This window comes from Ferrigenium kumadai (assembly GCF_018324385.1).
GTDB lineage: Bacteria > Pseudomonadota > Gammaproteobacteria > Burkholderiales > Gallionellaceae > Gallionella > Gallionella kumadai.
The window spans coordinates 245,194-265,355 of sequence record NZ_AP019536.1 but is presented as its reverse complement, the minus strand read 5'-3'; the positions used below and the strand labels follow the sequence as shown (position 1 = coordinate 265,355).

The following is a 20,162-nucleotide window of genomic DNA, read 5'->3' as shown; positions in this document are numbered from 1 at the left end:
TCAGTGCCCGCCGGTCAGCGGGACGAAACGCACCGGCAATATCTGGCGGGTGGCGACCGAACCGTCCGGCTTCTTCTCCACCAGCATCAGCGACTGGGTCATGAACTGCGTGCCGAGCGGGATCACCATGCGCCCGCCCGGTTTCAGCTGCTTGAGCAGCGGCGGCGGCACGTGGCTGGCCGCGGCGGTCACCATGATGGCGTCGAACGGTGCCGCTTCCGGCCAGCCGTAGTAGCCGTCGCCCACCCTCGTTTTCACGTTGCGGTAGCCGAGCGTTTTCAGCCGCTCGCCCGCCTCGTTGCCCAGCGGTTCGATGATCTCGATGCTGTAGACCGAACCCGCGAGCTCGCCGAGTATCGCCGCCTGATAACCGGAGCCGGTGCCGATCTCGAGCACCCTGTCACCGGCCTTGACCTTCATCAGCTCGGTCATCAGTGCGACGATGAATGGCTGCGAGATGGTCTGCCCGTGGCCGATCGGAAGGGGTCGGTTGAGGTAGGCGAGCGAGCTCAGCCAGCCGGGTACGAAACGGTCGCGCTCCACTTTTCGCATCGCCGCGACGACTTGCGGGCTGAGTGCGGAGGTGCCGCTGGATGATGCGGTGGCGGCGGCATCGGCCATCACTTCATTCACCATCTGGTTGCGCTCGACATCGTATTCACCACCATGAGAAGGGGATGCGAAGCAGAAAAAAATGGGGAAACCCAATGCGAGGAAGCGTTTCATCATTCCGCCCCGGAGAAGTGTCATCCCTGTCTTCCGCCGATGGCGCGCAGCCGCTCGTACAGCTCGCGCTCTTCACTCGTCAGCTGTTCAGGCACATGCACCGCGATGCGCAGATACATCTCGCCGTGGTGCCCGTTGCCGAATTCCGGCAGGCCTTTTCCCTTGAGGCGCAACACCGCGTCGGGCTGCATGCCGGGAGGGATGGTCACCGTGGCCGAACCATCCAGCGTCGGTACTTGGAGGGTGGTGCCAAGCACGGCATCGGTCAGGCTGATGGTCTCCTGGCGCAGCAGGTCGGCCCCGGCGCGCTCGAAGCGAGGGTCTGACTTTGAACGCACCACCACGAAAAGGTCTCCGGCGGCGCCACCCGCTTCGGGGCTGGGCATCCCCTTGCCGGAAATGCGCAACACCATGCCCTCGTCCACCCCCTGCGGGATCTTCACGGTCAGGGTCTCTTCTTTTTCCTCCCTGCCGCTGCCGTGGCATACCGGACAGGGACGCTCGATGATGCTGCCGCGCCCGTGGCACACCGGGCAGGTGCTGATCTGCTGGATCAGGACATGCCCCTTTTCCTGGCGGCTGCTGTGGGTGATGCGCCCCGTGCCCTTGCATGTCTCGCACTTCTTCGGCGCCGCGCCGCCCTCGGTGCCGGTGCCGTGGCAGGCACGGCAGGTAGCCGGGCGCCCAAGCCGGACTTTCTCCTCGCCGCCACTCGCCACTTTTTCCAGCGGGATGAACAGTTCCGCTTCGATGTTCGCCCCGGGCTCAGGCCCCTTGCGACGGCGGTGAAAGAACCCCTCGAACGGGCCGCCGCCGGAATCGAAATTGAGTCCGCCGAAAATATCGTCGAAGTTGATGCCGCTGAACAGGTCCTCCTGGCTGAACCCCTCCACACCGGCAAAGCCGCGGGCATCGTATTCGCCGCGTTTCTTCGGATCGGACAGGATGGCATAGGCCTCGGCGATCTCCTTGAAGCGCTCTTCGGCGCCCGTCTCCTTGTTGCGGTCCGGGTGATATTTCAGGGCGAGGTTGCGGAAGGCGTCCTTGATCGCCTTCTGGTCGGCATCCTTGGCGACGCCGAGCACCTCGTAGTAATCACGTTGGGCAGTAATGATCGCTCACCTTGGGTTCACAGGTCACTGGGGCTTGTCATTCGCATCGGTCTTCTTGCCTGCTTCGCTTTCCTTGTCCTGCTTGCGTGCGAACGATTGCCTGATCCTGGTCAGCTCGGCCAGCCGTTCCACGACTCTGCGATTGATACTGCCTTCCGGATAGTTGCCGCCGGCATCGGCCTCTCCGGCAGGCAGACCGGTCAGGATGGAGATGGCCTGATCGACATTCTCCACGGCGTAGATGCTGAACTTCCCCGCCTCGGCCGCCGCCACCACATCGCGGCGCAGCATCAGGTGCTTGATGTTCGAAACGGGAATCAACACGCCCTGATCGCCGGTCAGTCCGCGTGCTTTGCAGATGTCGAAGAAGCCCTCGATCTTCTCGTTGACCGCGCCGATCGCCTGCGCCTGGCCGAACTGGTTCACCGAGCCGGTGATCGCCAGCGACTGCCTGATCGGCACATCCGCAAGGTTGGAGATCAGCGCGCACAATTCGGCCATCGAAGCGCTGTCGCCTTCGATCATGCCGTAGGATTGTTCAAACACCAGGCTGGCGGAAAGCGCCAGCGGCTGGTTCTTCGCATAGCGCGCGGCAAGGAAGGACGAGAGGATCAGCACACCCTTGGAGTGGATCGCGCCGGAAAGCTTTGCTTCGCGCTCGATGTTGATCAGCTCGCCTTCGCCCAGACGGACCGTGGCAGTGATCCGGGTCGGCTGGGCAAACGCGAACTCGCCCAGCTGGATCACGGAAAGACCGTTGATCTGCCCCATTACCGCCCCATCGGTGGCGATCATCAGGGTGTCGCGCAGGATCGCCTCGTGCAGCCTGTCCCTGATCCTGTCCTGCCGCCGTATCTGGGCATCGATGGCGTTCTGCACATCGACGACCTCCACCGCAGCCCTGCCCGCCTCATGCGCCCAGTAATCGGCTTCATGCAGCAGGTCCACGACACTGCGCATGTGGGTGGAAAGTCTTTCCGCATCCTCGACCAGGCGCGCGCTGTGTTCGATCACACGAGCCACTGCGCCACGGTCGAACGGCAATAACTTTTCCCTGCGGCCCAGCGTGGCGATCAGCCGTGCATAGAGCTGGTGGGTGTCGGCATTGCGCTCGATGCGCTCCTCGAAGTCCGCCGCCACCTTGAATAGTTCGCCGAACTCCGGATCGTATTGCTGCAGCAGGTAATAGAACAGGCGGTCGCCGAACAGGATCACCTTGGCATCCAGCGGGATGGGCTCGGGCTCCAGCGATACGGTGCTGACCAGGCTGTACATCTGGCCCAGCGATTCGATGCGGATCTCGCGCGTCTGCAGCGCGCGTTTCAGTCCTTCCCACGCGAACGGCTGCACCAGCACCTTGCGGATATCCAGCAGCAGATAGCCGCCGTTCGCACGATGCAGCGCACCGGACTTGATCAGGGTGAAGTCCGTGACCAGCGCGCCGAGTTGCGCGAGGTGCTCGACCCGTCCGACCAGGTTGCTGTAGGTCGGGTTGTCCTCGCTGACGATGGGAGCGCCGTCCTCCTTGCCGTTGGTCACCATCGCGTTCACCTCATAGCGGTGGAAGCTCTGGCGGGTGACCATGGTCAAACCGCCGAACGTGGCAGTCTCCTCCTGTTTGCGGAAATCGTCCGCGTTGTCGATCATGTCCTGCTGCACCAGATCGAGGTACTTCAACACCTCGGGCAGGTCGGCGTAGGACTCCTTGATCTCGTTCACCGAATGGTCCACCACCGACAGTGTGGTCTCGCGGTCGAGCTGCTTGATCTTCTCGTGCCGCTCCCTGCGCCATTGCGGCATCTGGTGCATGACCTTTTCCAGCTTCTCCTGCAGCCCGGCGATCGCCGCCTCCACCCGTTTTTTCTCCTCATCCGGCAGCTTCTCGTACTCGTCCGGTGGGATCACCTCATGGTCGCGGGTCGGCGCGAAGGCGAATCCTTCGGGCGTGCGCAACAGGACGATCTGCTTCTGCTCGGCCTCTTCGCCCAATTCCTTGAACACCTGCTCTTGCCGCTTGCTGAACTCCTCCTGGATCGCTCCCGCCTTGGCCCGGTATTCATCGCTCTCGAACAGTGTGGGGATCGCGCTACGCAGATACTCCACCAACTTCTCCATACGCTGGCGCAGCTCCTCCCCCCTGCCGGAGGGAAGCTTGAGCATCTTCGGTTTGTGTGGCTGTGCGAAGTTGTTGATGTAGCACCAATCGGCCTGCTTGGGCTCTCCGCCTGCCTTTTTCTTGAGGAACTGCTGCACGAGGCTATGCTTGCCCGTGCCCGACGGCCCGAGCACGAAGAGGTTGTAGCCATCGTGACGGATGCCGGCGCCGAAGCGGATCGCATCCATGGCCCGCGTCTGACCGATGACCTCCGTCAGGTCCTCGAGGTCGGCCGTCGTCTGGAACCCGAGTTGTCCCGGATCGCAGGGCTGGTAGAGCTGTTGCGGTTGCAGTGGCAGAGGATCGTTCATGTCATTCCCCTCTATGGAGTTGCTGTCTGCTTACAGGTGGCGCCACATGTTCGAAGTTCACTGGTTCTCCTTATACTCGGCATCCACCACCTTGCCACGCGGGCCTGCTCCGCTCGGACGCGGTTCGCCCGTCGAAGCGCCGACGTTGGGCGCAGGTTCCGGCCCTTCCCAGCGCGTCTCCGCGTAGGGAGCGCCTTTCGGTGCCTGACCCGTCTGCGCATATAGCACCGCCCCGGCCTCCTGCAGCACCTTCTTCAGCGCTTCCGCACGCTCGGTGGCAAGCGGCGCATCCTTCTTCATCAGCGCCTCCTTGGTCTCGCGCAAGGCAGTCTCGATGCGCTTTTTCAATTCGTCGGTAAGCTTGTCGGCGAAATTGGCGAGCAGTTTCTCGGCCTCGTAACAGCCGGCATCGGCGGCATTGAGTTTCTCCGCGTCGTCGCGCCGTTTCTTGTCCGCATCGGCATACTTCTCGGCATCTTCCACCATGCGTTTCTTGTCGTCTTCAGAAAGCCGGGTGGAGCCGGTGATGCTGATGGACTGCGACTTGCCGCTGGCGGTGTCCTTCGCCGACACGCTGAGGATGCCGTTGGAGTCGATGTCGAAGGTCACTTCGATCTTGGGGATGCCGCGCGGCGCGGGCGGCAGGCCGTCGAGGTTGAATTCGCCCAGGCTGGTGTTGTCCCCCGACATCGGCCGCTCGCCCTGGAACACATGGATGGTGACGCTGGTCTGCATGTCGGCGGCGGTAGTGAAGGTCTCGCTGCGCTTGACCGGGATAGGTGTGTTGCGCGCGATCAGCGCCGTGGCGATGCCGCCCAGCGTCTCGACGCCCAACGTGAGCGGCGTCACGTCCACCAGCACGATGCCCCCAACCTCGCCCGCCAGCACGCCGGCCTGGATCGCGGCGCCGGCTGCCACGCATTCCATCGGATCCACGCCCATCTCGGCCTTGCGTCCGAACAATTCCTCGAAAAAGGCGCGCACCACCGGCATGCGCGTCGGGCCGCCGACGAACACCACGCGGTCCACGTCCTTCGGCGTGATGCCCGCGTCGTGCAGCGCCTGCTCCACAGGGCCTTTGCAGCGCTCGACCACCGGGCGCACCAAGCGTTCCAGTTCGGTGCGGTTGAGGTCCAGTTCCAGGTGGCGCGGTTCGCCGTTGACGGCAGCGAGATAAGGCAGGCTGAGATGAGTGGTGACGCTGGCGGTGAGTTCGATCTTGGCGTTCTCGGCCGCCTCCATCAGCCGCGCGGCGGCCTTCGGGTCATTGCGCACATCCACGCCGGTGGACATCTGGAAACGTTCGGCGAGGTGCTCGTAGATGCGCTGGTTCATGTCGGTGCCGCCGAGCTGTGTGTCGCCGCTGGTGGCTTTGACCTCGAACACGCCCTTGCCGAACTCCATGATGGTCACGTCGAGCGTACCGCCGCCGAGGTCGATCACCGCGATGCGCAGTTCCTGCGCCAGGCGGTCAAGGCCGTAGGCCAGCGAAGCGGCGGTAGGCTCGTTGACCAGACGCACCACTTCCAGCCCGGCGATGCGGCAGGCATCCTTGGTCGCGGCGCGCTGGTTGTCGTCGAAATAGGCCGGAACCGTCACCACGGCTTTTTCCACCGGCTCGCCAAGGAAGGCTTCGGCATCGCGCTTGATCTTTTGCAGCAGGAAAGCCGACAGCTGCTCGGGAGAATAATCCTTGTCCCGCAGGCGGTAGTTCTCGCGCTTGCCCATCCTGCGCTTGAACGCGCTGGCCGTCCCCTCCGGATTGGAGGTCGCCTGGCGCCGCGCCGGTTCGCCCACCAGCATCTGGCCGTCGGCGGTGAGTGCGACGTAACTGGGGAATGCCTTGCCGCCGAGGCTGATGCCTTCGGCGCTGGGGATGATGACGGGACGCCCGCCGCGCAGCACCGCGGCGGCCGAGTTGGAAGTGCCCAGATCAATACCGATGATGGCCATGATGTTCTCCCTTTACTGAAAGCGGCAGATGCCGCACAGCTTCAAAAACAGCGTTATTGATGTTCATTTCAACTTGATCTCCGTCCATATCCGCGACAGCACGCGGCGCTGGTGGCGGTCGAGGTCGCGCAGCATCTCCAGCCTTGCACGCTGTCCCGGGCCGGGAAACACCGCGGGGTTCTGTGCAATCTCGGGCTGGATGTATTGCAACGCGTCGCGGTTGGGATTGCCGGAACCGAGCAGGTTGGTAAGCTCGGACGAGTTGCGCCCCTCGAGCATGAAATTGATGAAGCGGTGCGCGAGGTCGGGACGCGGACCGCTCTTGTGCAGCACCATCGAGTCCAGCGCGAGCACCGCGCCCTCCTTCGGAATGCTGGGCAGGATGCGGAACCCGCGTTCCGCTTTCTGCGCGTCCAGGTCGGCCTGGAAGATGTCGCCGGAATATCCGTGCACCAGCCAGATGTTGCCGACGGTGAGCTCCTTGATGTAGCTCGATGCGTTGAACGCGGCCCAATAGGGCTTGGCGCGGATGATCAGGTCGCGCGCCTGTTTCCAGTGGACCTCGTCGGTGTCGTTGACCGAGTAGCCGAGATATTTCAGCGCCGCCGCCAGCAGCTCACGCTGGCTGTCGAGCACGGTGACGCGCCCCTTCAGTTTCTCGAGATAGCGCGGCTCGAAGATCACCGCCCAGCTGTCGAGGGGGATATCCAGTCCGCGCACCTTCTCGCTGTTGTAGCCGATCAGCGTGATCGTGTAGGCATAAGGCACCGAGTACTTGTTGCCGGGATCGAACGCGGTGTTGAGCCAGGCCGGGTCGATGTTCTTCAGGTTCGGCAACAGGCTCTTGTCCAGCAGGCGCAGGGCCTGCTCGCGGATCAGCGTTTCCATCGCGTTGCCTGTGGGCACAATGATGTCGTAGCCGGTCGCGCCCGCGGCGAGCTTGGCGAGCATCTCCTCGTTGTCGGAGTAATAGTCCTGCACCACGCGGCAGCCGCACTGTTCCTCGAAACGCGCGATGGTGACGTCCGAGATGTAGTTGTTCCAGTTGTACAGGTGCAGCACGTCATCGGCATGCGCACTGCCGACAATCAGCATGAATATCAGTCCGCGCCAGATCATGTCTTTCCCCTCAGCACATCGGGCGCAAATCTTGAGGCGAGTACGGTCAGAGTCAGCGTGAGCATCATCAGCAGCGTGGATACGGCATTCACCTCCGGCGTCACAGCGATCTTGATCATCGAATAGATGCGCAGCGGCAGCGTCTGCACTCCGACCCCGGCCGTGAAGAAGGTGATGACGAAATCGTCGATCGACAGGGTGAACGCCATCAGCCCCCCCGCGATCACCGCAGGGCGGATCAGCGGGAAAGTGACATGGCGGAAGGTCTGCCAGGGCGACGCGCCGAGGTCGCGTGCAGCCTCGAACAGGCTCTCGTCCATGGCGGCCAGCCGCGCCTGCACGATCACCGCGACGAAGCCGATGGAGAAAGTGATGTGAGCAAGCACGACGGAAAGCACCCCGAGGGTGAGGTTCAGCACCTGGATGAAGAACAACAACAGCGACACACCGATCAATATCTCAGGCATCGCCACCGGCGCCAGCACCATAAAGGTGAGCACCCGGACCTTGTAGCGCTGCATGGCGATACCCGCCATGGTGCCGAGCACCGTGGCCGCCAAGCTGGCGATCAGCGCAATGAACAGCGAGTTGCCCGCAGCGACCAGCATGTCCTGGTCTCCAAAGAGCAGCCGGTACCAATGCCAGGTGAAGCCCACCCATTCGGCATTCAGGCGAGAATCGTTGAACGAGTAGGCGACGACGATAGTGAGCGGCAGGTAAAGGAAGGCATACGCCGCCAGCCCGGCGGCCCACGCCCAAGGCCCGCGGCGCTCGGTCAGCCTGTGTCCGGCGCTACGCATAACCAGCGACTTGGTTGTCGTTTTCTGACGACCTAGTCGAATGGCTATTTGCTTAAGCATAACGGCCTCCGCGTTCGGCCAGCTTGGCGGCGAGCCAGACGATCAGCAGCACGGTGACGGTCAGCAGGATCGACAGCGTGGAGCCGAACGGCCAGTCGCGCGTGCCGAGGAACTGATCCTTGATGAGGTTGCCGACCAGCATATCGCCGGTGCCGCCGAGCAGTTCCGGAATCGCGAACATGCCGAGCACCGGGATGAACACCAGCGCAGAGCCGGCGAAGATGCCGGGCTGCGACAGCGGAAAAGTCACACGCCAGAATCGTTGCCAGGCATTCGCGCCCAGGTCCTGCGCCGCATCGAGCAAAGCCGGCTCTTGTTTTTCCAGGTTGGTGTACAGCGGCAGCGTCATGAATGGCAGATGCACATAGACCAGCGCGACCAGCACCGCGAACGGCGAGAACAGCAGGTGCACCGGCGCGAATCCGAATGCGCCGAGCACACCATTGAGCATCTGGCTCAGCGCCGATTGCGGGCCGAGAATGATCATCCACGCATAGATTCCGATCAGGAAGTTGCTGGTGAACGGCAACACCACCAGCAGCACCATCAGATTGCGGTTCTTCTTCGGACTGTGTGCGATCAGCATGGCGAGCGGGTAGGCCATCACCAGACAGATCAGCGTCGTGGCGAGCGCCATGAACAACGACTTGATGAACACCTCGGTGTAGATGAAGTCGCTGAAGAAGAACTGGTATGTCTCCAGCGTCATGCCCTGCAGGGTCTGCGGGTCTGCGGCGACCAGCGGGGCCAGCCCGCCGAATTCGCCGGGATAACGGAACGAGGCGAGCATGGTGATCACACCGGGTGCTGCCACGAGCAGCAACAGGAACAATAGCGGAGGGCCGCTCACCAGCCATTTGGTGAGGCGGGTGCCGGGCGCAGGCGGGGCGCGCATGTCAGTCATTGAGGAACATCCCCGCATCGTGACGCCAGCCCACCTTGACCGCATCGCCGGCCTCGAACAGCTCGGCGCGTCCCGGCGCGGAATTGGGGAGCAGCGCCTCGATCATCGCACCGTTCGCGAGCCTGACGCGATACACGCTGACGTCGCCCTGATACAGCAGGCTGTGCACCTCGCCCTCGAAGTGGTTCTTCAGTTCGGTCAGTTCACCGTGCACGCCGATGCGCACCTGTTCCGGGCGGATGGCGTACACGCCCTTGTCTCCGGTCGATGCACCTGCCAGCGGCGGTGCGATGATCTCGCCCAGGCCGGCGGCAAGGCGCAAATGGCCGTGGCCGGCTTCCTCCACCCGCGCCTCGATCATGTTGATGTTCCCGATGAAGTCGGCGACGAAGCGGTTCTTTGGAAAGCCGTACAGCCGCGACGGTTCGTCCACCTGCTCCACTCTGCCGTGGTTCATCACCGCGATGCGGTGCGACAGTGCAAGCGCCTCGACCTGCGCGTGGGTGACGAACACGAAGGTGATGCCGACTTCGCGCTGGAGGTTGATCAGCTCGACCTGCATCTCCTCGCGCAGCTTGGCATCCAGCGCCCCCAGCGATTCGTCGAGCAACAGCAGGCGCGGTCGGTTGACCAGTGCGCGCGCCAGCGCGACGCGCTGCTTCTCACCGCCGGAGATTTCGTGCGGGTAGGCGTGCGCCTTGCCGGACAGGCGCACCTGTTCCAGCTCGCCGGCCACGCGCCGGCTGATCTCCGCGGTATCGTGGTGTGCCATCTTGAGCGGGAATGCGATGTTGTCTGCGACCGTCATGTGCGGAAACAACGCATAGCTCTGGAATACGGTATGGATGGGGCGCTTCTCCGCCGGGGTGGCAACAAGATCCCTGCCGTCGAGCAGGATCTGCCCCGCGTCGGGCAGGTCGAAACCGGCGATCATGCGCAGGATGGTGGTCTTGCCGCTGCCGGAGGGACCAAGCAGGGTGAAGAATTCCCCCGCCTCTATGCTCAGGCTGACGTCGTCAACCGCGACGAAATCGCCGAAGCGGCGAGTGACGTTCCTGAGTTCGAGTAGTGCCATGGCGGATTACCCGTGATTGCCTGGGCAGACAATACCTAATCAGCGGTGGCGCGGGAATAAGGGGTTTCCCCTAGTAAAAAAGGCTTGCCGCCATGGCAAGCCTTTCAGGGTAGGTGAATACCTTACCCAAGTCCGGCTGTTGGAAAACGTAGCGAGGATGGCCAGATGCAAGGCGCACGGAGCTTTGCATGGCCATTCGACTAAGCTGACAAACAACGCCAGCCAAGTCGCTGGTCAACGCAGCGACCGAGACATACCTCTTAGGTAGGCGAGAAAGCGAGTACCGCGCAACGCCGCAGATGGCCACCGCAGTAGTTTTACAACAGCCGGTTAGCCGAGTTGCTGGCCGTGCTCACGCGTCGCGTGGAACTGCACCTTGGGCCAGCGCTCCTGCGCAAGGCGCAGGTTCACGCCGGTGTCTGCGAGATATGCGTAGTTGCCGTCCACGTCCTTGGCCAGGCGACCCTGGTTCGCCTTGACGAACTCGTTGAGGTGGTTCGCATCGGGGCAGGTCACCCAGCGCGCGGTGTGGATGCCGGCGCGTTCGAACACCGCGTCCACGCCGTACTCGTCCTTCAGGCGATGTTCGACCACTTCGAACTGCAGCTGGCCGACGGCGCCAATCAGCGGCGTGTTGTCCACCAGCGGCAAGAACACCTGCACCGCGCCTTCTTCGCCGAGCTGGCGCAGCCCCTTCTCCAGCTGCTTGGCCTTCATCGGGTCGCGCAGACGTGCGCGGCTGAACAGCTCCGGCGCAAAGTACGGGATGCCCTTGAAGGTCAGCGCTTCGCCTTCGGTCAGCACGTCGCCGATCTGCAGCTGGCCGTGGTTGTGCACGCCGATGATGTCGCCGGCGTAAGCCTCGTCCATGCGGGTGCGTTCGTTGGCCATGAAGGTGACCGCGTTGGCCAGCTTCATCTCCTTGCCGGTGCGGCGGTGCTTGACCTTCATGCCCGGGCTGTAGCGGCCGGAACACACGCGCATGAACGCGATGCGGTCGCGGTGGTTCGGGTCCATGTTGGCCTGGATCTTGAACACAAAGCCGGTGAACGCGGGCTCGTCCGGACGCACCATGCGCTTGTCGGTCTCGCGCGGAAGCGGCGAGGGCGCCCAGTCGACCAGCGCGCGCAGCACTTCGCGCACGCCGAAGTTGTTGATACCGGAACCGAAGAACACCGGGGTCTGCTTGCCCTTGAGGAATTCCTCCAAGTCGAACGAAGCGCCCGCGCCCATGACCAGTTCGGTTTCGTCGCGCATGGTCTGCATCTCGCTCGGGCATTGCTCGGTCAGCTTGTCGATCTGCGCGCCCTTCAGCACTTCGACTTCCTGATCGGCTTTCTCTTCGCCGGGGGTGAAACGCATCACTTCGTCGTTCAGCAGGTGATACACGCCCTGGAAACGCTTGCCCATACCGATGGGCCAGGTCACCGGCGCGCAGTGGATCTTCAGCACCGACTCGATCTCGTCCAGCACCTCCAGCGGCTCGCGCACCTCGCGGTCCATCTTGTTGATGAAGGTGATGATGGGCGTGTTGCGCAGACGGCACACCTCGAGCAGCTTGATGGTCTGCGCTTCCACGCCCTTGGCCGCGTCCACCACCATCACCGCCGCGTCCACCGCGGTCAGCACGCGGTAGGTATCCTCGGAGAAGTCCTGGTGGCCGGGGGTGTCGAGCAGGTTGATGACGCAATCGTCGTAGGCGAACTGCATCACCGAGCTGGCCACCGAGATGCCGCGCTGCTTTTCGATCTCCAGCCAGTCGGAAGTCGCGTGGCGACCGCTCTTGCGCGCCTTCACCGTACCCGCCATCTGGATCGCACCGCCGAACAGCAGCAGCTTTTCGGTCAGCGTGGTCTTACCCGCGTCGGGGTGGGAGATGATCGCGAAGGTGCGGCGGCGTTTGACCTCGCGCGCGACGCCACCATCCGCTGCGGGAGCGGACGTATCTGGAGCTGTGTTGTCGTTCACTTGATCGGTCATATGCAATGGGCAACCCGAAAAAAACAAATGCCCGAACGAGTCGGGCATCTTTATCTGGTGGCTCGGGGCGGAATCGAACCACCGACACGCGGATTTTCAATCCGCTGCTCTACCAACTGAGCTACCGAGCCATTTTTCTTCTTGATCCGGATCAGTCATGTTCTGCGACGATCCGAAGAGCCGCGCATTATACCGATATCCAGAAAAATAACAAACCCCGCCGAAGCGGGGTTTGTTTTTGCAGCAGTAGAACCGGTAGGTTCTATTACATCATGCCGCCCATGCCACCCATACCGCCCATTTCACCGCCCATGCCTGCAGCCGGCTTGTCTTCCGGCAGCTCGGCAACCATGCATGCGGTGGTCAGCATCAGGCCTGCGATCGAAGCTGCATTTTGCAGTGCCACGCGAGTCACCTTAGTCGGATCGACTACGCCCATCGCCAGCATGTCGCCATACTCGCTGGTGGCTGCGTTGTAACCGTAGCTGCCCTTGCCTTCCAGCACCTTGTTCACGACCACGCTGGACTCATCGCCTGCGTTCATGGTGATAGCACGGATAGGCGCTTCCATCGCGCGCAGCACGATGGTAATACCGGCGTCCTGGTCATGGTTCACACCCTTGAGGCCGGAAACTGCTGCCTTGGCACGCAGCAATGCCACGCCACCGCCGGGAACGATGCCTTCTTCAACGGCTGCACGGGTCGCGTGCAATGCGTCTTCCACGCGTGCCTTCTTCTCCTTCATCTCGACTTCGGTCGCAGCACCCACCTTGATCACGGCCACGCCGCCGGACAGCTTGGCCAGACGCTCCTGCAGCTTCTCCTTGTCATAGTCGCTAGTGGATTCTTCGGCCAGCTTCTTAATTTCAGCAACTCGAGCCAAGATTGCTTCATGCTTGCCTGCACCATCGATGATGGTAGTGGTTTCTTTGCCTACCTCAATGCGCTTGGCCTGACCCAAGTCGTTCAGGGTAGCCTTTTCCAGCGTCAAGTTGACTTCTTCGGAGACCACAGTGCCGCCGGTCAGGATGGCGATGTCTTCCAGCATGGCCTTGCGGCGGTCGCCGAAGCCCGGTGCCTTGACCGCAACGGTCTTCAGGATGCCGCGGATGTTGTTCACCACCAGAGTGGCCAGTGCTTCGCCGTCCACGTCTTCGGCGATGATCAGCAGCGGACGGCCAGCCTTGGCGACTTGTTCCAGCAAGGGCAGCAGGTCGCGGATGTTGGAGATCTTCTTGTCGTGCAGCAGGATGAAGGGGTTCTCCATCGCCGCGATTTGCTTGTCGGCGTTGTTGATGAAGTACGGAGACAGGTAGCCACGATCGAATAGCATACCTTCGACCACATCCAGTTCGTCTTCCAATCCGGTACCGTCTTCGATGGTGATGACGCCTTCCTTGCCAACCTTCTCCATCGCCGCTGCGATCTTCTCGCCAATCACGGCATCGGAGTTAGCGGAGATAGAACCGACCTGGGCGATCTCCTTGCTGGTGGTGCAAGGCTTGGAGATCTTCTTCAATTCTGCAACAGCGGCGATGACAGCTTGGTCGATACCGCGCTTCAGGTCCATCGGGTTCATGCCGGCGGCGACGAACTTCATGCCTTCCTGCACGATGGACTGCGCCAGCACGGTCGCGGTGGTGGTGCCGTCACCGGCCACGTCGGAAGTCTTGGAAGCCACTTCCTTCACCATCTGCGCGCCCATGTTCTCGAACTTGTCCTTCAGTTCGATCTCCTTGGCGACGGATACGCCGTCCTTGGTGATGGTCGGTGCGCCGTAGGAACGGTCCAGCACCACGTTGCGGCCCTTGGGACCCAGAGTCACCTTGACCGCATCGGCCAGGATGTTCACGCCGACGACCATCTTGCTGCGCGCGGCGTCGTGGAATTTTACGTCTTTAGCTGCCATGTTTATTTCTCCTGAATCTTCGTGTTGGGTAAGTTTGTTGTCGGGTTACGGCCTTCAGACCTAACCCGACCTACGCGTCTTAGGCTTCGATCACGCCAATGATGTCTTCTTCGCGCATCTGCAGAAGTTCGACCCCGTCCATCTTGAAGTCCTGACCATATACTTTAGCGAACATCACTCTGTCACCGACCTTCACGTTCATCGGACGCACCTTGCCGTCATCACCGATCTTGCCGTTGCCCACCGCAACAACTACGCCTTGATCGGGCTTCTCGGTAGCCGCATCGGGAATAATGATTCCAGATGCAGTCTTGGTTTCTGCTTCCATACGCTTGACGATGACGCGATCGTGCAAAGGACGAATTTTCATTCTTAGTTCTCCTGAATCAGTGGGTTAATCAAATGCGGAAGCGGGATATTCAGTGCAGACATTTCTTAGCGCTGCATGGCCATTCGACTAAGCTGGCCAACTACGCCAGCCAAGTCGCTGGTTAGCACTCCCCGCTAGCGACTGCTAATGATAGGGGCAGCCTCCTCCCTTTTCAAGTACGGCGTACTGCTTATTTTTGCAGGGAGGCGATCAAGCAAGGCAGGGAAATCGCAGCTGAAGCGCACCCAGCCCCCTCCTGCCGGGGCCGGGCCAATAGCCTAAACTGGATAGTTTTTGCGATTGCGGCACCGAGCCCGGCACCGCAATAGAGAAGGAAAGCGTTATGCCTTTTCGGGCAGTGCGATCTTGTTGTCGGTGCTGAACTGGTAGTCGCGGAAGATGTGCTCCGCGGACAGCACCTGATAGCTGCCGTCGGCCAGCTTATTCGTGGTGTCCTTCAGCTTGTAGGTGTAGTGGCCGCAGGTCCACAGCTTGAAGTTGCGCATGTGGGTGCACAGACAGGTCTTGTCGAAGACCTGGATCTTCTTCTCGTCCGGATGGGCCGCCACTTCGCGGTTGTAGGAATCGACATAGGCACAGCGACCGTTGGCATCCAGGATGTAGCCGTAGGCCTCACATCCGGGACGGATGCCGGAACCGATGGCCGGGCTGTTCTTCAGCATGCGCATCGGGTAGCCGGTCGGCGACACGCCGTTGACTTCGATGTCGCTCTCGCTGGCCTTGAAGTATTCCTGCTGTACGTCCTTGGGCAGGCCGCATTCGTCCGCCACGGTGAAGCGCGTCGCCACCTGGACCGCGGCAGCCCCCATCTCCAGGAAGTTGGTCGCGTCGGTGCCGGTGAAGATTCCGCCTGCGGGGATCACCGGGATGTCGAGTTGCTCGGCCTTGAGGAAGTCCAGCACCTCCTGAGTGATGGTGCGCAGGTCGTACTTCATCCAGTCGTCCAGACCGAAGCCCAAATGGCCGCCCGCGAGCGGGCCTTCCACCACGACGTAGTCTGGCAGGCGGTTGGTGCGCGCGTTCTTGCGCAGGAACAGCTGCAGCGCGCGCAGACTGGAGACGATGATGCCCAGCTTGGCGTCGCGGAAGCGCGGATGGTCTTCGATCATGGCGAAAGAACCGAGGTGCAGGCCGGCCGCGAGCGTGATGCCGTCGATGCCCGCATCCAGCGCGCTGCGCAGGCGCACCGTCAGGGTCTCGCGCGGTGCGTTCATGGTGAGCTTTTCCATGCAGTTGATGAACACCATGCCTTCGCCGCGCTTGGCTTCCATGGTCTTGCTCACGTGCAGGCGTGTGGACTCGGCGATATGGCCGAGGTCGAACTTCACCGCCGCCTTGTCGGCGTTCTCGATGTTGTACTTGTACTGCTGGAGTTTGGTCTTGACGAAGTCGGTGTCGTAGAGGCGGTCGGTGACGGTCGGCAACATCGCGTCGGAGATATGGCCGATGCCGCCCAGGCGCGCGGCCTCCAGGGCCAGTTCCGCAGTGGAGATGTCCACGCCCATCCCGCCGATCATGATCGGCACCAGCTCACGCTTGCCGAAGCGCAGACGGAAATCATCCACTCGTTTCATTGCCACTTCCTCCAACTGCCCCCCTTGATTCAGGGAGTCTCTAATAATCAATCCACTGCGCGGCACGAACCGCTTTCCATGACTATCAAGGACTTCCTTCAATATATTAACAAAAGGGGTCAGAAATAATCACTCAGGCCATGACCGCCCGGGTCAAGGCAAGATGCGAAGAATGCCACAGATGAGGTAATACTGAAAGCCACGCCCGTTTCGGGCCGCAGCATGCAATCGCGTCAATCGGACAGCAAATCGTGCAAAGCGTTCATCAGATCGGGGTGGGCGAAATGATATTGTGCGGCCTGCATCCTTTTCGGCAACACCCGCTGCCCCTCCAGCAGCAGACTGGCGCGTTCGCCCATGCCCAGCCGGAGCAATGCCGCCGGCGCGACGAAGGGAGCCGGACGCCCCAGCTCCGCCGCCAGCGTGGAGGTGAATTCCGAATTGGTGACAGGATGCGGCGCAGTCATGTTGTATGCCCCGCTGGCTTGCGGGTCGCGCAACAACGTGAGCACCATCGCCACGTAATCGTCGATATGCACCCAGCTCAACCACTGCTCGCCGTCGCCTATCTTTGCCCCCAGGCCGAGCCGGAACGGCAGCAGCATGCTCCCCAGCAGGCCGCCTTCCTTGCTCAATATCAGGCCGGTGCGCAGCAGACATACCCGCACCCCTGCGCGCTCGGCGCCGCGCGCGGCATCTTCCCAGGCCTTGCACAACTGCGCAGGGAAATTCATCCCTGGGGGCACCGTCTCGTCCAGCGTGGCACTACCGCGATCGCCGTAATAGCCGACCGCCGAGCCGCTCAGCAACACCGCCGGCTTCTGCTCCGCAGCGGCGATATGGCGCACCAGTTCACCGGTCAGGGTGATACGGCTCTGCCACAGCACCTGCTTGCGCAGCTGCGTCCAGGGTGCATCGACGATAGATTCGCCCGCCAGGTTGATCACCGCATCGAAAGCCCGCTCGGGCAGCCACTCGTCCAGCGACCCAATGGCATGCACCCCGGCACCGCACTTGAGCGGAATGGTCTCGGGCTTGCGGCTGAATACCGTGAGTTCGTGGCCCTCTGCCAGCAATGCCTTGCACAGATGCCGGCCGATCAGCCCGGTTCCGCCCGTGATGAGAATGCGCATATCCGCTCCCGCCTGAGGTTTATCAGGGAGCAGGCTATCCAAACATCGGGCTGCTGGCAATAAGCAAAACCCGTTATGATTCCGCGCATGTCAGACTCAACTCAAAACAACGCCGATCTTCTTGCGCGCAGCCTCGCCGCCGTGTGGCACCCCTGCTCGCAGATGAAGCACTACGAAAACTATCCGCTGGTGCCGATCGCACGCGGCCAGGGCGTGTGGCTGTACGACTTCGACGGCAGACGTTACCTCGACACGGTGAGCTCCTGGTGGGTGAACCTGTTCGGGCATTGCAATCCGCGCATCAACGCCGCCATCACCGACCAGCTCGGAAAACTGGAACATGTGATGCTGGCGGGCTTCACCCACGAACCGGTGGTACAACTCTCCGAGCGCTTGCGCGAACTCGCGCCCGCCGGACTGGGGCATTGCTTCTACGGTTCGGACGGCGCATCGGCCACCGAGATCGCGCTGAAGATGAGCGCACATTACTGGCGCAACAGCGGCAAGCCGCAAAAGACCCAGTTCATCAGCCTGCAGCACAGCTACCACGGCGAGACGCTGGGCGCGCTGTCGGTGACCGACGTGGCGCTGTTCCGCGACGCCTACGGCGCACTCATCACCCAGCAGGCCACCGTGCCCAGCCCGGACTGGCGCGCGGCGGGAATCGGCGAGAGCGCGGAAGATTTTGCGCTGCGCTGCGCTGCACAACTCGAAGCGCATCTTCAACGGCATCACGAACATCTCGCCGCCTTCATCGTCGAGCCGCTGGTGCAGGGCGCGGCGGGCATGGCGATGTACCACCCGTCCTATCTTCGCCGCGCGCGCGAACTCTGTTCGCAATATGACGTGCACCTGATCGCCGACGAGATCGCGGTGGGCATGGGCCGGACGGGAACGCTATTCGCCTGCGAACAGGCCGGCATCGCGCCGGATTTCCTGCTGCTGTCGAAAGGCATCACCGGTGGCTACCTGCCGCTGTCGCTGGCGATGACGACGGACGACATCTACCATGCGTTCTACGCCGACGAGACCGCACGCGGTTTCCTGCACTCTCACTCCTACACCGGCAACCCGCTGGCCTGCCGCGCCGCGCTCGCCACTCTGGACATCTTCGCCGAGGACGACGTGCTGAACGCCAACCGCGGCAAGGCGTCGCATTTCAACCGCATCGCCGCACCGCTGCGCGACCATCCTGCCGTCAGGAACTTCCGCAACACGGGAATGATCTGGGCATTCGAGGTGGAGAGCCGCCATGCCGATTTCGCGCGCCGCTGTTTCGCGCTCGGCCTGCAGAACGAACTCCTGCTGCGCCCCATCGGCAACACGGTCTACTTCATGCCGCCCTATGCGATCGGCGAAGATGAGATGTCCATGCTGGCGGACCGCACACTTAACATCGTCGAACAACTGCAATGAGACGCCTTGCCCTGCTGACATTCGTTTTCTGCTTCGCCTGCGAGGCAGCAGCCGCCGTTCTGCCCATGCCGGTGCGCACTGCATTGAAGCAAGCCGGCATCCCGTTGTCCGCCGTCGGCATCGTGGCACAGCAGACGGGCGCCCGTTCGCCGCTCATCAGCGTGAATGCGAAGCAGGCGATGAACCCCGCTTCCACCATGAAGCTGCTCACCGCCTATGCGGGACTGGAACTGCTCGGCCCTGCCTACGCCTGGAAAACTGAGGCGTATCTCGACGGCGAGTTGAAGGATGGTGTGCTGCAAGGCAACCTGGTACTGAAAGGCTACGGCGACCCAAAGCTTACCCTCGAGCAGTTCTGGCTTTGGCTGCGGGAACTGCGAGCGCGCGGCCTGCGCGAGATACGCGGCGACCTGGTGCTGGACCGCAGCTTCTTCGAACTGCCGCCGCACGATCCCGCCGCCTTCGACAACGATCCGGTGCGCGCCTACAACGTCGGCCCGGACGCGCTGCTGCTCAACTTCAACACCCTGCGCCTGCGCTATCTGCCGAACGGCAACGGCATGAAGATCATCAGCGAACCCGCGCTGGAAGGCATCAGGCTGGACAACCTGCTCGCGCCGCAACCCGCCCCCAACTGCGACAACTGGGACGACACCATCCGCGTGCAGCCCGAAGGCGACAGCGTCGTCCTGCAAGGCGGCTACCCGGGAGAATGCGGCGAGCGTGAACACAATCTCAGCGTGATACCGCACACGCGCTATGTGGAGGCGCTGTTCCGCACGTTGTGGCATGAACTCGGCGGCACGCTGCAAGGCAAGGCGCGCGACGGCAGCGCAAGCGCCAACGCCCAGCTGCTCTCGACGCACCACTCGGCACCGCTCGCCGAGGTCATCCGAGACATCAACAAATTCAGTAACAACGTTATGGCACGACAACTGTTCCTGACGCTAGGCACAGCAGGAGGAACGGGGCCGGCGAACCTCGAACGAAGCACTCGGGCCGTGCAAGCCTGGCTGTCCGGCAAACACCTGGATTTCCCCGAACTGGCGCTGGAAAACGGCGCAGGGCTGTCGCGCATGGAACGCATCAGCGCACTTCATCTCGCGCAGCTGCTGCAGAGCGCGGCGCAAAGCCCGCTGGGGCCGGAACTGGCCGCCTCGCTGCCCATCCTCGGGGTGGACGGCTCGGTGAAAAAGCGCCTCAAGGGAAGCCCGGCCGCCGGCCACGCCCACCTCAAGACCGGCACACTGGAAGGGGTGAAGACCCTCGCTGGCTATGTCAGGTCGCGCAGCGGCCGCGAATGGGTCGTGGTGTTTCTCATCAACCATCCAAACGCGAAATTCGGCCAAGGCGCACAGGACACGCTGATCGAGTGGCTGCAACAACAGCACTAGCGCCGCATCCGGTTAAGGCATCCGCCATTCCGGATTGAGCAATTCACTTTATTGCCTCAAGGCCCCTCAGCACATAGGATGGCCTCACCGCGACACCCCTTAGCGCCGCTGGCTAAAGGATTGCCGTTCCAGTCAACGTTCATGGGAGGG

The 20,162-nt window shown here is 62.3% G+C and carries 15 protein-coding genes and 1 tRNA gene; 2 read left to right on the top strand and 14 right to left on the bottom strand.

Annotated elements, in window-relative coordinates; genetic code table 11:
- From FGKAn22_RS01175 to FGKAn22_RS01110, 14 genes are all read right to left on the bottom strand, one after another.
- Positions 1–750: a protein-L-isoaspartate(D-aspartate) O-methyltransferase gene (locus FGKAn22_RS01175; protein ID WP_246487428.1), complete on the bottom strand. Its 750-nt coding sequence runs from the start codon at positions 748–750 to the stop codon at positions 1–3.
- Entirely contained in the window at positions 747–1,838 is a 1,092-nt protein-coding gene (gene dnaJ / locus FGKAn22_RS01170) for a molecular chaperone DnaJ (protein ID WP_281411906.1), read from the bottom strand. Before dnaJ ends, FGKAn22_RS01175 begins: the two co-directional genes overlap by 4 nt.
- A gap of 24 nt (positions 1,839–1,862) precedes the next feature.
- A complete protein-coding gene (locus tag FGKAn22_RS01165; protein WP_212786169.1) occupies positions 1,863–4,304 on the bottom strand; it encodes a Lon protease family protein in 2,442 nt (813 codons plus the stop codon).
- A 57-nt stretch (positions 4,305–4,361) separates the two neighbouring features.
- Positions 4,362–6,257 carry a molecular chaperone DnaK gene (dnaK, locus tag FGKAn22_RS01160; RefSeq protein WP_212786168.1) on the bottom strand — a complete coding sequence of 632 codons (1,896 nt, stop codon included), beginning with the start codon at positions 6,255–6,257 and terminating at the stop codon, positions 4,362–4,364.
- A 63-nt stretch (positions 6,258–6,320) separates the two neighbouring features.
- Positions 6,321–7,376, bottom strand: a complete 1,056-nt coding sequence (locus FGKAn22_RS01155; RefSeq protein WP_212786167.1) for an ABC transporter substrate-binding protein — start codon at positions 7,374–7,376, stop codon at positions 6,321–6,323.
- On the bottom strand, positions 7,373–8,236 hold the full coding sequence (locus tag FGKAn22_RS01150; RefSeq protein ID WP_246487427.1) for an ABC transporter permease: 864 nt from the start codon (positions 8,234–8,236) through the stop codon (positions 7,373–7,375). Before FGKAn22_RS01150 ends, FGKAn22_RS01155 begins: the two co-directional genes overlap by 4 nt.
- Complete coding sequence (locus tag FGKAn22_RS01145) at positions 8,229–9,140, bottom strand: ABC transporter permease (protein WP_246487426.1); 912 nt, start codon at positions 9,138–9,140, stop codon at positions 8,229–8,231. Before FGKAn22_RS01145 ends, FGKAn22_RS01150 begins: the two co-directional genes overlap by 8 nt.
- Positions 9,133–10,215, bottom strand: a complete 1,083-nt coding sequence (locus FGKAn22_RS01140; RefSeq protein WP_212786166.1) for an ABC transporter ATP-binding protein — start codon at positions 10,213–10,215, stop codon at positions 9,133–9,135. Before FGKAn22_RS01140 ends, FGKAn22_RS01145 begins: the two co-directional genes overlap by 8 nt.
- Positions 10,216–10,545: 330 nt before the next feature.
- Positions 10,546–12,195: a peptide chain release factor 3 gene (locus FGKAn22_RS01135; protein ID WP_246487425.1), complete on the bottom strand. Its 1,650-nt coding sequence runs from the start codon at positions 12,193–12,195 to the stop codon at positions 10,546–10,548.
- A gap of 55 nt (positions 12,196–12,250) precedes the next feature.
- A tRNA-Phe gene (locus tag FGKAn22_RS01130) sits at positions 12,251–12,326 on the bottom strand.
- Positions 12,327–12,460: 134 nt separating this feature from the next.
- Positions 12,461–14,104 (bottom strand): chaperonin GroEL, encoded by a 1,644-nt coding sequence (groL, locus tag FGKAn22_RS01125; protein ID WP_212786165.1) that lies wholly within the window; start codon positions 14,102–14,104, stop codon positions 12,461–12,463.
- A gap of 79 nt (positions 14,105–14,183) precedes the next feature.
- Positions 14,184–14,474 (bottom strand): co-chaperone GroES, encoded by a 291-nt coding sequence (locus tag FGKAn22_RS01120; protein ID WP_212786164.1) that lies wholly within the window; start codon positions 14,472–14,474, stop codon positions 14,184–14,186.
- A gap of 341 nt (positions 14,475–14,815) precedes the next feature.
- Positions 14,816–16,069: a nitronate monooxygenase gene (locus tag FGKAn22_RS01115; protein ID WP_212786163.1), complete on the bottom strand. Its 1,254-nt coding sequence runs from the start codon at positions 16,067–16,069 to the stop codon at positions 14,816–14,818.
- Positions 16,070–16,302: 233 nt separating this feature from the next.
- Complete coding sequence (locus tag FGKAn22_RS01110; protein ID WP_212786162.1) at positions 16,303–17,202, bottom strand: TIGR01777 family oxidoreductase; 900 nt, start codon at positions 17,200–17,202, stop codon at positions 16,303–16,305.
- 87 nt (positions 17,203–17,289) lie between these two features.
- Here FGKAn22_RS01110 and bioA point away from each other — a divergent pair, with 87 nt between their 5' ends.
- Positions 17,290–18,618, top strand: a complete 1,329-nt coding sequence (gene bioA, locus FGKAn22_RS01105; protein ID WP_212786161.1) for an adenosylmethionine--8-amino-7-oxononanoate transaminase — start codon at positions 17,290–17,292, stop codon at positions 18,616–18,618.
- Positions 18,615–20,012, top strand: a complete 1,398-nt coding sequence (dacB, locus tag FGKAn22_RS01100; protein WP_212786160.1) for a D-alanyl-D-alanine carboxypeptidase/D-alanyl-D-alanine endopeptidase — start codon at positions 18,615–18,617, stop codon at positions 20,010–20,012. The genes bioA and dacB overlap by 4 nt, the downstream gene beginning before the upstream one ends.
- Positions 20,013–20,162 lie beyond the last annotated feature (150 nt).